Annotated in this window: 13 protein-coding genes; 8 read left to right on the top strand and 5 right to left on the bottom strand. The window is 60.5% G+C overall.

Going from position 1 to position 14,407, the window contains the following annotated elements:
* Positions 1-55: 55 nt before the first annotated feature.
* Together madL and madM are read left to right on the top strand one after the other, a co-directional pair.
* Entirely contained in the window at positions 56-472 is a 417-nt protein-coding gene (gene madL / locus ACIP66_RS16690; protein WP_053124679.1) for a malonate transporter subunit MadL, read from the top strand.
* Position 473: 1 nt separating this feature from the next.
* Entirely contained in the window at positions 474-1,238 is a 765-nt protein-coding gene (gene madM, locus ACIP66_RS16685) for a malonate transporter subunit MadM (RefSeq protein ID WP_095049482.1), read from the top strand.
* Between the two features lie 190 nt (positions 1,239-1,428).
* Here the strand turns inward: madM and ACIP66_RS16680 are convergent, their stop codons facing one another.
* On the bottom strand, positions 1,429-2,349 hold the full coding sequence (locus ACIP66_RS16680; protein WP_064388098.1) for a LysR substrate-binding domain-containing protein: 921 nt from the start codon (positions 2,347-2,349) through the stop codon (positions 1,429-1,431).
* A gap of 208 nt (positions 2,350-2,557) precedes the next feature.
* Here ACIP66_RS16680 and ACIP66_RS16675 point away from each other — a divergent pair, with 208 nt between their 5' ends.
* The gene (locus ACIP66_RS16675) at positions 2,558-3,175 is read left to right on the top strand and encodes a hemolysin III family protein (RefSeq protein ID WP_053124673.1); all 618 of its coding nucleotides are present in this window, start codon (positions 2,558-2,560) and stop codon (positions 3,173-3,175) included.
* Between the two features lie 117 nt (positions 3,176-3,292).
* On the opposite strand, the gene ACIP66_RS16670 is transcribed toward ACIP66_RS16675, so the two are convergent.
* Positions 3,293-4,204 carry a LysR family transcriptional regulator gene (locus tag ACIP66_RS16670; protein ID WP_400649226.1) on the bottom strand — a complete coding sequence of 304 codons (912 nt, stop codon included), beginning with the start codon at positions 4,202-4,204 and terminating at the stop codon, positions 3,293-3,295.
* Positions 4,205-4,312: 108 nt separating this feature from the next.
* Here ACIP66_RS16670 and ACIP66_RS16665 point away from each other — a divergent pair, with 108 nt between their 5' ends.
* Both ACIP66_RS16665 and ACIP66_RS16660 read left to right on the top strand, forming a co-directional pair.
* Entirely contained in the window at positions 4,313-5,554 is a 1,242-nt protein-coding gene (locus tag ACIP66_RS16665) for a D-amino acid dehydrogenase (protein ID WP_400649223.1), read from the top strand.
* A 51-nt stretch (positions 5,555-5,605) separates the two neighbouring features.
* The gene (locus ACIP66_RS16660) at positions 5,606-6,508 is read left to right on the top strand and encodes a transporter substrate-binding domain-containing protein (protein ID WP_400649221.1); all 903 of its coding nucleotides are present in this window, start codon (positions 5,606-5,608) and stop codon (positions 6,506-6,508) included.
* Positions 6,509-6,589: 81 nt separating this feature from the next.
* On the opposite strand, the gene ACIP66_RS16655 is transcribed toward ACIP66_RS16660, so the two are convergent.
* Positions 6,590-7,309: a 16S rRNA (uracil(1498)-N(3))-methyltransferase gene (locus ACIP66_RS16655; protein ID WP_212545068.1), complete on the bottom strand. Its 720-nt coding sequence runs from the start codon at positions 7,307-7,309 to the stop codon at positions 6,590-6,592.
* Between the two features lie 136 nt (positions 7,310-7,445).
* Positions 7,446-8,852, bottom strand: a complete 1,407-nt coding sequence (locus ACIP66_RS16650) for an adenosylmethionine--8-amino-7-oxononanoate transaminase (protein ID WP_212550140.1) — start codon at positions 8,850-8,852, stop codon at positions 7,446-7,448.
* 222 nt (positions 8,853-9,074) lie between these two features.
* Between ACIP66_RS16650 and ACIP66_RS16645 the strand changes: the two genes are divergently transcribed.
* From ACIP66_RS16645 to ACIP66_RS16635, 3 genes are all read left to right on the top strand, one after another.
* Entirely contained in the window at positions 9,075-10,838 is a 1,764-nt protein-coding gene (locus tag ACIP66_RS16645; RefSeq protein ID WP_282358746.1) for a flavin monoamine oxidase family protein, read from the top strand.
* Positions 10,839-11,176: 338 nt separating this feature from the next.
* Positions 11,177-11,728 (top strand): cytochrome b, encoded by a 552-nt coding sequence (locus ACIP66_RS16640; protein WP_053124660.1) that lies wholly within the window; start codon positions 11,177-11,179, stop codon positions 11,726-11,728.
* Between the two features lie 31 nt (positions 11,729-11,759).
* Complete coding sequence (locus tag ACIP66_RS16635; RefSeq protein WP_159811867.1) at positions 11,760-12,335, top strand: YceI family protein; 576 nt, start codon at positions 11,760-11,762, stop codon at positions 12,333-12,335.
* Positions 12,336-12,584: 249 nt separating this feature from the next.
* On the opposite strand, the gene ACIP66_RS16630 is transcribed toward ACIP66_RS16635, so the two are convergent.
* Positions 12,585-14,407 (bottom strand): DEAD/DEAH box helicase (locus tag ACIP66_RS16630; protein ID WP_400649216.1); only part of this gene is annotated, 1,823 nt, incomplete at its 5' end.

The following is a 14,407-nucleotide window of genomic DNA, read 5'->3' as shown; positions in this document are numbered from 1 at the left end:
TCAAGCTTCGAACAACAAAAACAACATTCGACGATGCACTTTGAGGACTACAACAATGATTATTTACGGTGTGGCGCTGCTCGCGATCTGTACGCTGGCAGGGGTGATCATGGGTGACATGCTCGGCGCGTTGTTGGGCGTCAAATCCAACGTCGGCGGGGTCGGCATCGCCATGATCCTGCTGATTTGCGCGCGGTTGTGGATGCAGAAACGCGGCGGCATGACCAAGGATTGCGAGATGGGCGTCGGCTTCTGGGGCGCCATGTACATTCCGGTGGTGGTGGCGATGGCCGCGCAACAGAACGTCGTCACCGCGCTGCATGGCGGCACGGTGGCGGTGCTGGCCGCGATTGGTTCGGTGGTGGTCTGCGGCTGCACGATTGCCTTGATCAGCCGCACCCACAAAGGTGAGCCGTTGCCTGACGAACCGCTGGAAATCTCCCCGGTCGGCACGCCAGTAGGGGGTCGCTGATATGTGGGATCTCATCGAAAAAGGTCTGGAACACAACGGTCTGGTCACTGCATTCGCCTTCGTCGGCGTGATCATGTGGGTGTCGGTGATTCTGTCCAAACGCCTGACGTTCGGACGCATTCACGGCTCGGCGATTGCCATCGTTATTGGTCTGGTATTGGCGTGGGTCGGCGGCACCATGACCGGCGGGCAGAAAGGCCTGGCGGACCTGACGTTGTTCTCCGGCATCGGCCTGATGGGCGGGGCGATGCTGCGTGATTTTGCGATTGTGGCCACGGCGTTTGAAGTGCAGGCGACCGAGGCGAAGAAGGCCGGGTTGATTGGTGTGATTGCGCTGTTGCTCGGTACGATCCTGCCGTTCATTGTTGGCGCGTGCATGGCCTGGGCGTTTGGTTATCGCGATGCGGTGAGCATGACCACTATTGGCGCGGGCGCGGTGACTTACATTGTCGGGCCGGTGACGGGCGCGGCGATTGGCGCGACGTCGGATGTGATGGCGCTGTCGATTGCCACCGGGTTGATCAAGGCGATTCTGGTGATGGTCGGCACGCCGGTCGCGGCGCGCTGGATGGGCCTGGATAACCCGCGTTCGGCGATGGTGTTTGGTGGCTTGGCCGGGACTGTCAGCGGCGTTACAGCTGGGCTGGCGGCGACGGATCGGCGGTTGGTGCCTTATGGGGCGTTGACGGCGACGTTCCATACCGGGCTGGGGTGCTTGCTGGGGCCATCGCTGTTGTTCTTCATTGTTCGCGGGATTGTGGGCTGAAGATCAAAAGCCCCTCACCCTAACCCTCTCCCGGAGGGAGAGGGGACTGACCGAGGTGTTTTGGCGGTATACATCGACCTGAAAGTTCTGAGTCGAACTCAAGTTCTGAAAAGCCCCCGATCTGCTCCCTTTCCCCCTCGCCCCCTTGGGGGAGAGGGCTGGGGTGAGGGGGTAAGCTCTTGATCTGCTGTTAATCCGCCAACTGCCGATTCGCATACATCCGACACTCCGCCAACAACGCCAACAAATTCGGATCGCGCTCCTTGGCCTTCAAAAACACCACCCCGATGTGCTGCTGCAACCGATACTTCGCCTGCAACGGAATCAGCTTCACCCGGTTCTCATACACCGCCGCAATCCGCCCCGGCAGCAACGCATAACCCACCCCCGAACTGACCATGCTCAGCAGCGTGAAAATGTCATTCACCTGCATTGCCACTTTCGGCTCGAACCCCGCCTGCTTGAACACCCGGTTGCCGTCCTGATGCGTGGCAAAGCCCTGGGTCAAGGTGATGAACGTTTCATCACGCACTTCCGCCAGATCGACTTCACTGCGCTGAGCAAACTTTGAATCCGCCGGGGTGGCGAGGAAGATGTCGTCGGAGAACAGCGCAATCTGCTCGCAGTCCGGGTCGTTGATGCTGTCGTCCAGCGACACCAGAATCGCGTCGACTTCCATGTTTTTCAGCTTGTAGAGCAGGTCGATGTTCGAGCCGAGGATCAGGTCGATGTTGAGTTCGCTGCGACGGATCTTCAGGCCCATGATCAGTTGCGGTACGGTTTTTACCGTCAGCGAATACAGGGAGCCGAGTTTGAAACGTTCGGCGGAGAATCCGGCTGCTTCGCGGGTCAGGCGCACGCTTTCGACGACGTCGTTGATCAGTTTCTGTGCGCGTTCTTCGAGGACGTAAGCGCTTTCCAGCGGCGTCAGGTTGCGGCCTTCGTGTTTGAACAACGGGCAGCGCAAGGCACTTTCCAACGAATGAATGGCGCGGTGCACGCTGACGTTGCTGGTCTGCAGCTCGGCCGCAGCACGGGCGAGGTTGCCGGTGCGCATGAAAGCGAGGAACACCTCGAGTTTTTTCAGGGTCAACTCTTCGTCGATCAGCATGGCGCGGACTCTTTTTGGTATCGGCCGATTGTGCACGGAAGATCAAAAGATCGCAGCCTTCGGCAGCTCCTACATTGGAATGCGATCACCTGTAGGAGCTGCCGAAGGCTGCGATCTTTTGATCTTGGCTTTGAACAGAAACATTGCGCTTTTACGCTCAAGGCCCGAGCCTTGCGCGCTGCGGTAACGAATGTGAGGTGAGCAATACATGTATCACGGAGAACGATTGAACGCCTGGACCCATCTGGTCGGGGCGGTGGCAGCATTTGTGGGTGGCGTGTGGATGTTGGTGATCGCCTGCCTCGACGGCAGCCCGTGGAAGATTGTCAGTGTGGCGATTTACGCGTTCACCTTGCTGGTGCTCTACAGCGCCTCGACCGTGTACCACAGCGTGCGCGGGCGCAAGAAAGCGATCATGAAGAAGGTCGATCACTTTTCGATCTACCTGTTGATCGCCGGCAGTTACACGCCATTCTGCCTGGTAACCCTGCGCGGGCCGTGGGGCTGGACGTTGTTCGGGATTGTCTGGGGGCTGGCGCTGATCGGTATTCTGCAAGAGATCAAACCGCGTTCGGAAGCGCGGATTCTATCGATCGTGATTTACGCGGTGATGGGCTGGATTGTGTTGGTGGCGGTGAAGCCTTTGATCGCGGCGCTGGGCACGACCGGGTTTGCCTGGCTGGCGTCGGGCGGGGTTTTGTACACGGTGGGGATTATCTTTTTTGCCCTTGATCATCGCTTGCGGCATGCGCACGGGATCTGGCATTTGTTCGTGATCGCCGGGAGTCTGCTGCACTTTGTGGCGATTATGTTTTATGTCCTCTAACCAGAATCATCCCCAATCCCCTGTGGGAGCGAGCCTGCTCGCGAAGGCGTCAGTTCAGGCAACATCTTTGTTGAATGAAACACCGCATTCGCGAGCAGGCTCGCTCCCACATTAGTTCTATGCAGGGTTCAGGTTATTGAGTTGTTCTTGCGCGCGATCGCTGAAGATTTTCAGCAGGTCATTCAGGGTATGCGGCGGTGGTTCGCTGGCGCGGGTTACGGCGTACAGGGTGATCGGCAACGGCGGGGCCAATGGGCGAATTGTGGTGGTCGCCGATGACGCGCCGAGCGCAGTAAACGGATCAATCACCGCCACCCCCGCACCCGATTCCACCATCGCCCGCGCCAGTGAATACGTCTGCACGGCAATCCGCACCAACGGCGGCGGTTCGACCGCTTCCAGGTAACTGTCGAGCCGCGCCGCCAACGGATCGGCACTCGACAGACCAATCAACGACGCCCCCGCCAGCGCCATCAACGGTAACGGTTTTCCTGCCTCTTCAACCGGCCAGAAATCCTTCGGCGCCAATGCCACCAACACCCCAGACGCCAGCGCTTGCGCCTTCAATCCCGGGTGATCGGGCAACTGCAACGTCAGCGCGACATCCACTTCACGCATCAACAAATTCTGCATCAGCTCGCGACTGTGCGCGCTGGACAGTTCGCAGGCGATGTCCGGGTAGCGCGTTGTCCACTGATGAATCGCCGGCGGCAGCAGCGACAAGGCCAGCGCCGGCGTCGCGCCGATGCGCAAACTGTGTCCCGGCTCGCGGCGTAGGCTCTGCGCCAGACGCCGCACGCCTTGCAGGCTTTCCGTGACCTTGTCGACTTCGCGCTCCAGTTCGAGCGCTTCCGGGGTCGCCTGCAACTTGCCACGTACGCGCATGAACAACGGAAACCCCAGTTGCTGCTCGGCGTGCTGCAACACCTTGCTCACCGCCGGTTGCGAGACGTGCAGCAACTGCGCGGCGCCGCTGACCGAGCCGGTCTGGCGAATGGCCTGGAAAATCTCGATGTGACGTAGACGCATGGCGATTCCATAACCTTTGTTTATGGTTAAGGCATCTTTATTCATTGTCCGGCGGCTGTCACCTGGCTCTAACCTCGGATCCGTCTTTAGCAGGATTCAGAGGCCGCAATGGCTCAGCGTGTGTGCATCATCGGCGGTGGCGTGATCGGTCTGGCAACGGCCTATGCGCTGGTGCGCGACGGCTTTGAAGTGACGGTGATCGAGGCGCGTGATGCGCTCGGCAGCGAGACCAGTTTTGCCAACGGCGGCCAATTGTCCTATCGCTACGTCGCGCCGCTGGCCGATGCCGGTGTGCCGGTGCAGGCGATTGGCTGGATGCTGCGCGGCGACTCACCGCTCAAGCTGCGTCCGCGTCTGGATCCAGCGCAGTGGCGCTGGATGGTGGCGTTTCTTGCCGCCTGTCGCACTTCGGTCAACCGTGAAAATGCCGCGCATCTGCTGCGTCTGGCGCTGTTCAGTCAGAGCACGCTGAAGCGCTGGCGCGAGGACGATGGGCTGGACGGATTCAACTGGCGACGCAACGGCAAACTGGTGACCTTCCGCAACGCCGGCAGTTTTGAGCATGCACGCAAAGGGCTGGCCGATCCGCAGCAACAGCAGGTGATGTCCGCCAGCGAATGCGCGCAACTGGAACCGGCGCTGGCCGATGCGCCGTTCGTGGGTGCGATCTATACGCCGGACGAAGAGGTCGGCGATTGCCACGGTTTCTGTCAGCAACTGGCGGCGCGATTGAAGGCGTCCGGGCGTTGCGAGTTTCGCCTGGGCCAAGCGGTGACCGCGATTCGGCACAGTAACGGCGCGGTCACCGCAATCGAGTTGGGCACTGAAATGCTGCCCGTCGAGCAACTGGTGATCGCCGCCGGCCATCGCAGTTCATTGCTGGCGCTGCCCGGTTTGCGTTTGCCGCTGTATCCGCTGAAGGGCTACAGCCTGACCGTGCCGATCGGCAGCGAGCACCGTGCGCCGGACGTGAGCATCACCGACTACGATCGCAAGATCGTCTACGCGCGCATCGGCGAACAGCTGCGCGTGGCGGCGATGGTGGATATTGTCGGCTTCGATCCGGCGGTCGATCCGCAGCGATTGGCGTTGATCAAACGTCAGGCCCGCGACACTTTTCCCGAGGCCGGAAACTACCACGCCGCTGTCGAGTGGGCCGGTATGCGTCCGGCAACGCCAACCGGTGTGCCACTGTTAGGCGCCACGGCCTATCGCAATCTGTGGCTGAATCTCGGTCACGGTGCGCTCGGTTTTACCCTCGCGTGCGGCAGCGCACAGTTGCTCAGCGAGCTGATCGGCCAACACCGCACCTCAATCGATCTGCACGGTTTTAATCCCCGTGAGGCGTAACTGATACACGCTTTACCGCTCAAACAACCACACCGACAACGGAGAATAACAATGCAAAAAATCACGTTGCTTGCCTGTACGTTGGGACTGCTGATCGGCAGTCAGGCCCACGCCAATGAGGCGCCGCTGAGTGGCACGCTCGGCAAGATCGCCAACGCCAACAGCATCACCCTGGGCTATCGCGATGCCTCGGTGCCGTTCTCTTACGTGGGCGACAACACTGGCAAACCGATGGGTTATTCGGTGGATCTGGCGGGCAAGATTGTCGAGCGCGTTCAGCAGCAACTGGCGCGGCCGGATTTGAAAGTGAAGTACAACCTCGTCACTTCGCAGACACGGATTCCGCTGGTGCAGAACGGCACGGTCGACCTTGAGTGCGGCTCCACCGGCGTCACCGCCGAACGGCAGAAACAGGTGTCGTTTTCCTATGGGTTCATCTACGTCAAAGGCCAGTTGCTGACGGCCAAGGACAGCGGTATCAAAAGCTTCGACGACCTGCGCGGCAAGAACGTGGTGACCACGGCGGGCACGACCAACGAGCGCTACCTGAAGAGCTACAACCACGATCACAAACTCGATATGTCAGTGATCAGCGCCAAGGATCATGGCGAGGCGTTCCAGATGCTCGAGTCGGGACGTGCAGCGGCGTTCTATATGGACGACGCGCTGCTCTACGGCGAACGGGCCAAGGCGCGCGATTCGCATAACTGGGTGGTGGTGGGGGAGGAGCAGTCGCGGGAAATCTACAGCTGCATGGTGCGCAAGGATGATCCGCAGTTTCTGGCGCTGGTGAATGGCGCGTTGGCGGATCTGTATCGTTCGGGGGAGATCAACGGGATTTATCAGCGCTGGTTTGAACAGCCGATCCCGCCGAAGGGGTTGAACCTGGAGTTTCCGATGACCAGCGAGTTGAAGGCGATTATTGCCAAACCGGTGAGTGATCCGGTTCAGTAAAATCAAAAGATCGCAGCCTGCGGCAGCTCCTACAGGGGAATACTGTGTAGGAGCTGCCGAAGGCTGCGATCTTTTAAGGCCCTAAAAATCACCCCAAAGCTGTTGAGCCACCGCCAATGCAACCACCGGCGCAGTCTCGGTGCGCAACACCCGAGGCCCAAGCCGGGCCGCATGGAAACCGTTGCCCTTGGCCTGCTCAACCTCAGCATCCGTCAACCCGCCCTCAGGCCCGATCAGAAACGCCAGCGTCGCCGGTTTGGCATGACTCACCAGCGGCTCCGCCACCGGGTGCAGCACCAGTTTCAACTCGGCTTCGGTCTGCTTGATCCAGTCCGCCAACAACACCGGCGGATGAATCACCGGCACTCGCGAGCGACCACATTGTTCACACGCGCTGATCGCCACCTGACGCCAGTGCAGCAGGCGTTTGTCGGCGCGTTCATCCTTGAGGCGGACTTCGCAGCGGTCGCTGAAGATCGGCGTGATTTCATTCACGCCCAGCTCGGTGGCTTTCTGAATCGCCCAATCCATGCGCTCGCCACGGGACAGACCCTGACCGAGGTGGATGTGCAGCGGTGATTCGACCTGACCGGCGAACTGCTCGTTGATCTGCACGGTCACGCGCTTCTTGCCGACTTCCAGCAGGGCGCCGCGAAACTCATGACCGGAACCGTCGAACATCTGCACCGCATCGCCCTCGGCCATGCGCAGCACGCGGCTGATGTAATGCGCCTGGGCCTCCGGCAATTCGTGTTCGCCGGTGCTCAGGGGGGCGTCGATAAAGAAGCGGGACAGTCTCATTTCGGGTCTCTCAGATTAGATCGTTCCCACGCTCTGCGTGGGAATGCCTCAATGGACGCTCTGCGTCCGCTTTGGGACGCGGAGCGTCCCGGGCTGCATTCCCACGCGGAGCGTGGGAACGAGCGAGTGAACCGGATCAACCCGGATCACGGAAACCGGGGTGGAAGTCTTTTGGCACGGCCACGCTGACGCTGTCACGCGTAGCAATGTCGATGCCTTCGCTGGCGACTTCGGCGAGGAAGTCGATCTGCTCCGGGGTGATCACGTACGGCGGCAGGAAATACACCACGCTGCCCAGCGGGCGCAGCAACGCGCCGCGTTCCAGCGCATGCTGGAACACTTTCAAGCCGCGACGCTCCTGCCAAGGGTAGGCCTCTTTGGTGGCTTTATCCTTGACCATCTCGATGGCCAGCACCATGCCGGTCTGGCGCACTTCAGAGACGTTCGGGTGATCGACCAGATGCGCCGTGGCCGAGGCCATGCGCTGCGCCAGCGCCTTGTTGTTCTCGATGACGTTGTCGTGCTCGAAGATATCCAGCGTCGCCAGTGCCGCCGCGCACGCCAGCGGGTTGCCGGTGTAGCTGTGCGAATGGAGGAAGGCGCGCAGGGTTGGATAGTCGTCGTAGAACGCGCTGTAGACTTCATCGGTGGTCAGGCACGCCGCCAGCGGCAGATAGCCGCCGGTCAGAGCTTTCGACAGGCAGAGGAAGTCCGGGCGAATGCCGGCCTGCTCGCAGGCAAACATCGTCCCGGTGCGACCGAAACCAACGGCGATTTCGTCGAGAATCAAATGCACGCCGTAGCGATCGCAGGATTCACGCAGCAACTTGAGATACACCGGGTGATACATGCGCATGCCGCCAGCGCCCTGAATCAACGGCTCGACGATCACTGCCGCGACGCTGTCATGATTCTCGGCCAGGGTCTGTTCCATGGCCGCAAACATGTTGCGCGAATGTTCTTCCCAGCTCATGCCGTCGGGACGCCCGTAGCAATCCGGGCTCGGCACCTTGATGGTGTCCATCAGCAGCGCTTTGTAGGTTTCGGTGAACAGCGGCACGTCGCCGACCGCCATCGCTGCCATGGTTTCGCCGTGGTAGCTGTTGGTCAGGGTGACGAAGCGCTTTTTGTTTGGCTGGCCGCGATTGAGCCAGTAGTGAAAGCTCATTTTCAGCGCGACTTCGATGCAGGACGAACCGTTATCGGCGTAGAACACCCGGTTCAGGCCTTCCGGCGTCATCTTTACCAGACGCTCGGACAGCTCGATCACCGGTTGATGGCTGAAACCGGCGAGAATCACGTGCTCCAGTTGATCGACCTGATCCTTGATGCGCTGGTTGATCCGCGGGTTGGCGTGGCCGAATACGTTGACCCACCACGAGCTGACCGCGTCGAGGTAGCGCTTGCCTTCGAAGTCTTCGAGCCAGACGCCTTCACCGCGCTTGATCGGGATCAGCGGCAGCTGTTCGTGGTCTTTCATCTGGGTGCAGGGATGCCACAACACCGCGAGGTCGCGTTGCATCCACTGGTTATTCAGGCCCATTTACAGTCTCCTCGAGGCGGCTCGCGTCAGGCGCGGGCAAACAATCGCGCAAGCCTATGCAATGCATCGCGCGGGAACAACCCATTGTGTCGATTGAGCTACTTTGTATGAGCCGATAGACGTCGCTGGCGGCGTTTTGATGGCTAACGTATTCTTCGCGGTTCTTTGGGTCGTCTGACCCGCACAACTGCTTTTTTCTGTGGTATTTCCGGAGTTCGCTGAATGTCTGTCGGTTGGCTGCGCGCCTGTGCGCTGGTGATGTTGGGGCTGTTCAGCGTTACGGCGCTGGCCAAGGATAAAACTGCAATCGTGATCGGCGGCGGCCTGTCGGGTCTGACCGCCGCTTACGAACTGCAAAACAAGGGCTGGCAGGTCACGCTGCTGGAAGCCAAACCGAGCATGGGCGGGCGCTCGGGCATGGCCACCAGCGAGTGGATCGGCAACGACAAGACGCAGCCGGTGCTGAACAAGTACGTGTCGACGTTCAAGCTGGGCACCACGCCCGCGCCGGAATTCGTGCGTACCCCGAGTTATCTGATCGACGGCGAGTATTTCTCCGCTGCTGATCTGGCGACCAAGCAACCGGCCACCGCCGAAGCGATCAAGCGTTACGAGAAAACCGTCGATGACCTGGCGCGTTCGATCGATGATCCGCAGAACCCGGCCGCGACCAACACCCTGCACGCGCTGGATCAGATCACCGTGGCGAGCTGGCTCGACCGGCAGAACCTGCCGGCCACTGCGCGTCAGTTGATCAACCAGGACATCCGCACTCACTACGACGAACCTTCGCGTCTGTCGCTGCTGTACTTCGCGCAGCAGAACCGCGTTTATCGCGGCGTTTCCGACCGTGACCTGCGTGCTTCGCGTCTGGTCGGTGGCAGCCAGGTGCTGGCGCAGGCGTTCGTCAAACAGATCAAAACCATCAAGACCAACTCGCCGGTATCGGCGATCGTTCAGGACAAGGACGGCGTGACCGTCAAAGTCGGCAGCGTTGGTTATCAGGCTGACTACGTCGTGTTGGCCGTGCCGCTGCGTGCGCTGAACAAGATTGCCCTGACGCCGGCGCTGGACGCCCAGCACATGGCCGCCATCAAAGGCACCAACTACGGCTGGCGCGACCAGATCATGCTGAAGTTCAAGACGCCAGTGTGGGAACCCAAGGCGCGCATGTCCGGCGAGATCTACAGCAACACCGGTCTCGGCATGTTGTGGATCGAACCTGCGCTGAAGGGCGGCGCCAACGTGGTGATCAACCTGTCTGGCGACAATGCCCGCGTGATGCAGGCGTTCGGCGACAAGCAGATGGTCGATCAGGTGCTGATCCGTTTGCACGCGTTTTATCCACAGGCCCGTGGCTCGTTCACCGGTTATGAAATCCGTCGCTACAGCACCGACCCGTCGATGGGCGGCGCTTATCTGGCTTACGGCCCGGGCCAGATCAGCAAGTTCTGGCGCCTGTGGGAACGTCCGCTGCAACGCGTAGCGTTCGCTGGCGAACACACCGACACCTTGTACCCGGGCACGCTGGAAGGCGCACTGCGCACCGGTCAGCGTGCGGCCAGTCAGGTTGAAGATCTGGCGGCGGGCAAATCCTTTGAACCGGTGAAAGTGGTGCCGGCTGCAGCAGCGGCGGCGGGTGCCGTGGCGGCGAAGAAGGGTAACTTCTTCAGCAACCTGTTTGGTGGTTCGGATGACGAGAAGAAGCCTGAGCCAGTGAAGGCGCCAGAGCCGGCTCCTGCTCCGGTAGCACCAGCACCTGCGCCGACTCCGGCAGTTGCGCCAGCTCCGGTGGAAGCACCGAAGCCTGCGGCACCGGTGAAAGCTGAGCCAGCGAAGAAAGCGGCGGCCAAGCCTGCGGCGAAGAAACCAGCGGCTAAAACCGAAGCGAAAAAGCCTGCGGCGAAACCGGCAGCGAAGAAGGCTGAGCCGGCGAAGAAGCCAGCGGCCAAGCCTGCTGCAACGACCGAGACCAAGGCGCAGTAAGCCTTGCGGTGAATGAAGAAGCGCGGCGTTTATGCCGCGCTTTTTTTTGCCTTTCAGATTGCTATCGCGAGCAGGCTCACTCCTACAGGGGATCGCATTTCTTCAGTTGGAATACGGCCAACTGTAGGAGTGAGCCTGCTCGCGATAGGGCCGGCTCTGCCAACACAAATCCATTGCTTAGAAACAACATCCCGCCACACTTTCCCCGTTAATCTTTCCTTAACACGCCACTTACAGACTCTTGATCGTATTTCTCGATATTTCAAAGCGAAATTTTCCGCTTTAATTCGATAGATAACTCGCTAGTCTTGGTTCGCAGTTCTCACAGGATTTGGGCAATGCAGCTACGTAACTCTTCTTCGCGCTACGGTTGGGTCAGCATCTTCATGCACTGGGGCGTGGCGCTGGTGGTCTTCGGATTGTTTGCGCTGGGTCTGTGGATGGTCGGGCTGGATTACTACAGCAGCTGGCGCAAAGAGGCGCCGGATCTGCACAAGAGCATCGGCCTGGTATTGCTGGCCGTGATGGTGTTACGGGTGCTGTGGCGCTTTATCAGCCCACCGCCGCCGACGCTGCAAAGCTACAGCCGCATGACCCGTCTCGGCGCCAAGTTCGGCCACGGGTTTCTGTATCTCGCGCTGTTCGCTGTGATGATTGCCGGTTACCTGATTTCCACCGCAGACGGTGTCGGGATCCCGGTGTTTGGCCTGTTTGAAGTTCCTGCACTGCTTTCCGGGCTACCGGATCAGGCAGATACCGCTGGGGTGATTCACCTGTGGCTGGCGTGGATACTGGTAATTTTTTCCGGTCTCCATGCGTTGGCAGCTTTGAAGCACCACTTTATCGATCGTGATGTGACCCTGACGCGAATGCTCGGTCGCAAAGCCTGAAATTCAACCTCGACTCAAAGGAAAAGAAAGCATGTTGAAAAAGACTCTGGCCGCTCTGGCAATCGGTTCTGCACTGCTCTCGGCTCAGGCCATGGCAGCGGACTACAAAATCGACAAGGAAGGCCAGCACGCCTTCGTTGACTGGAAAATCAGCCACCTGGGTTACAGCTTCATCCACGGTACTTTCAAAGATTTCGACGGTACCTTCTCGTGGGATTCGGCCAAGCCTGAAGCCAGCAAGATCTCCGTTGATGTGAAAACCGCCAGCCTGTGGTCGAACCACGCTGAGCGTGACAAGCACATCGCCAGCAAAGACTTCCTCGATGTTGGCAAGTTTGCTGACGCCAAGTTCGTCTCCACCGCCGTTAAATCGACCGGTGAAAAGACCGCTGACGTGACTGGCGACTTGACCCTGCACGGCGTGACCAAGCCTGTGACCTTCAAGGCCACGTTCAATGGCGAAGGCAAGGATCCATGGGGCGGCGAGCGTGCTGGCTTCAACGCCACCACCACCCTGAACCTGAACGATTTCGGGATCAAGGGCCCAGGTCCTACCTCGCAAACTGCGGATCTGGACATCTCGCTGGAAGGCGTGAAAGTTAAGTAACTTTCCCCCGCCCCACAAAAACGCCCCCGGTTGAAAGGCCGGGGGCGTTTTTTATTGCCCGCCAAAACACAATTCCCCCTGTAGGAGCTGCCGAAGGCTGCGATCTTTTGATGTTGGCTTTTCTAAGATCAAAAGATCGTCCGATCGCGGCCCGAGCCTTCGGCAGCTCCTACAGAAAGCGGGTTTGGGTCGTCCATAAAAAATGCCCCGGCTCTTTCGAGGCGGGGCATTTTTCATTGCTGCGTTAACTCAGCGATTGCGGGTCAGCAAGGCTGGTTTTTCGCCACGCGGGCGGCTTGGCAGTTGATCGAGCTGCTCAGGCGTCGGGAAGCGGTCGGCTTTCGATTCCTTGTGCATGATCTTCGGGCCAGTGCTGCGCGGGTTTTGCACGGCTGGCTCGCTGCGTGGCTGATCGTCACGGGCCGGACGGCGGTTGCGCGACGACGAAGCGTCATCGCGACGAGCCGGCTGACCATCACGCGGTGCGCCGTTGCGCGGGCCGCTGCGTTTGGCCGGTGGGGTGCCGGTGCTCGAACCGTTGCTGTTGCGCGGGCCGTTCTGGCGACCTTGTGGCTGACCGCCACGAGGTGCGCCCGAACCTGCGCCTGCACCTTGAGCCGGTGCGCCTGGACGACGGCCGCGACCGCCAGCCGGAGCCGGCTTGGGCACGTAGTCAACGCGGTTACCGAAGTTATCCACATCGTCATCGAGGAACTCGTCCGGCGCACGATCAGCTGCCGCACGCGGCGGTTGGCTTGGACGCTGTTCACGGGCCGGAGTGCCTTCACGTGGCTTCTGCTGACGGGCAGGACGCTCGCCACGTTCACCGGCCGGCTTCTCTCTGCCCTTGTCTTTGCCTTTGTCTTTACGACCGCCGCCACCGCCGCCGCCATTCGGGCCGTCGCCGCGTGGGCCACGTGGATTGCGCGGGTTACGCACGTCCGGACGCTCACGCACTTCCGGCTTCTCGGCTTCAATGGTGCTCGAATCGAAGCCCATCAGGTCGCCATCGGCGATTTTCTGCTTGGTCATGCGTTCGATGCTTTTCAGCAGTTTTTCTTCGTCCGGCGCGACCAGCGAAATCGCCTCGCCCGAACGACCGGCACGGCCGGTACGGCCGATACGGTGTACGTAATCTTCATCGACGTTCGGCAGTTCGAAGTTGACCACGTGTGGCAACTGATCGATGTCCAGACCGCGTGCGGCGATGTCGGTCGCAACCAGAATGCGAACCTGGTTGGCCTTGAAGTCGGCCAGCGCTTTGGTGCGCGCGTTCTGGCTCTTGTTACCGTGGATCGCCACAGCCGGCAGGCCGTGTTTGTCCAGGTATTCGGCCAGACGGTTGGCGCCGTGCTTGGTGCGGGTGAAGACCAGCACCTGTTCCCACGCGCCGGCGGTGATCAGGTGCGCCAGCAGCGCACGCTTGTGGCTGGCCGGCAGACGGAAGACGCGTTGTTCGATGCGCTCGACCGTGGTGTTCGGCGGCGTCACTTCGATGCGTTCCGGGTTGTGCAGCAGCTTGCCGGCGAGGTCGGTGATGTCCTTGGAGAACGTCGCCGAGAACAGCAGGTTCTGACGCTTGGACGGCAGGCGCGCGAGGACTTTCTTCACGTCGTGCACGAAGCCCATGTCGAGCATGCGGTCGGCTTCGTCGAGGACGAGGATTTCCACGTGGGACAGGTCAACGCTGCCCTGGCCACACAGATCGAGCAAACGACCCGGGCAGGCAACGAGCACGTCAACGCCACGGGACATGGCCTGAACCTGTGGGTTCATGCCGACGCCGCCGAAGATGCAGGCGCTGACGAATTTCAGGTCACGGGCGTAGATCTTGAAGCTCTCGTGTACCTGGGCCGCGAGTTCGCGGGTCGGGGTCAGGACCAGTACGCGCGGTTGGCGCGGGCCATGACGCTGGGATTTGTCCGGGTGACCGTTGGGGAACAACCGCTCCAGGATCGGAAGGGCGAAACCGCCGGTTTTACCGGTACCTGTCTGAGCCGCCACCATCAGGTCGCGACCTTGCAAAACGGCGGGAATGGCCCGCTGTTGCACCGGAGTAGGCTCGGTGTAGC

This window comes from Pseudomonas sp. NPDC088429 (assembly GCF_044753305.1).
Lineage (GTDB): Bacteria > Pseudomonadota > Gammaproteobacteria > Pseudomonadales > Pseudomonadaceae > Aquipseudomonas > Aquipseudomonas rustica.
This window is presented reverse-complemented; position numbering and strand designations above follow the sequence as displayed.

Bases quoted from the DNA above. Each gene is read 5' to 3' on its own strand.
- madL (WP_053124679.1), top strand. From the start codon at position 56: ATGATTATTTACGGTGTGGCGCTGCTCGCGATCTGTACGCTGGCAGGG.
- ACIP66_RS16670 (WP_400649226.1), bottom strand. From the start codon at position 4,204: ATGCGTCTACGTCACATCGAGATTTTCCAGGCCATTCGCCAGACCGGC.
- ACIP66_RS16655 (WP_212545068.1), bottom strand. From the start codon at position 7,309: ATGAGACTGTCCCGCTTCTTTATCGACGCCCCCCTGAGCACCGGCGAA.
- ACIP66_RS16665 (WP_400649223.1), top strand. From the start codon at position 4,313: ATGGCTCAGCGTGTGTGCATCATCGGCGGTGGCGTGATCGGTCTGGCA.
- ACIP66_RS16640 (WP_053124660.1), top strand. From the start codon at position 11,177: ATGCAGCTACGTAACTCTTCTTCGCGCTACGGTTGGGTCAGCATCTTC.
- ACIP66_RS16680 (WP_064388098.1), bottom strand. From the start codon at position 2,349: ATGCTGATCGACGAAGAGTTGACCCTGAAAAAACTCGAGGTGTTCCTC.
- ACIP66_RS16675 (WP_053124673.1), top strand. From the start codon at position 2,558: ATGTATCACGGAGAACGATTGAACGCCTGGACCCATCTGGTCGGGGCG.
- madM (WP_095049482.1), top strand. From the start codon at position 474: ATGTGGGATCTCATCGAAAAAGGTCTGGAACACAACGGTCTGGTCACT.
- ACIP66_RS16645 (WP_282358746.1), top strand. From the start codon at position 9,075: ATGTCTGTCGGTTGGCTGCGCGCCTGTGCGCTGGTGATGTTGGGGCTG.
- ACIP66_RS16635 (WP_159811867.1), top strand. From the start codon at position 11,760: ATGTTGAAAAAGACTCTGGCCGCTCTGGCAATCGGTTCTGCACTGCTC.
- ACIP66_RS16650 (WP_212550140.1), bottom strand. From the start codon at position 8,852: ATGGGCCTGAATAACCAGTGGATGCAACGCGACCTCGCGGTGTTGTGG.
- ACIP66_RS16660 (WP_400649221.1), top strand. From the start codon at position 5,606: ATGCAAAAAATCACGTTGCTTGCCTGTACGTTGGGACTGCTGATCGGC.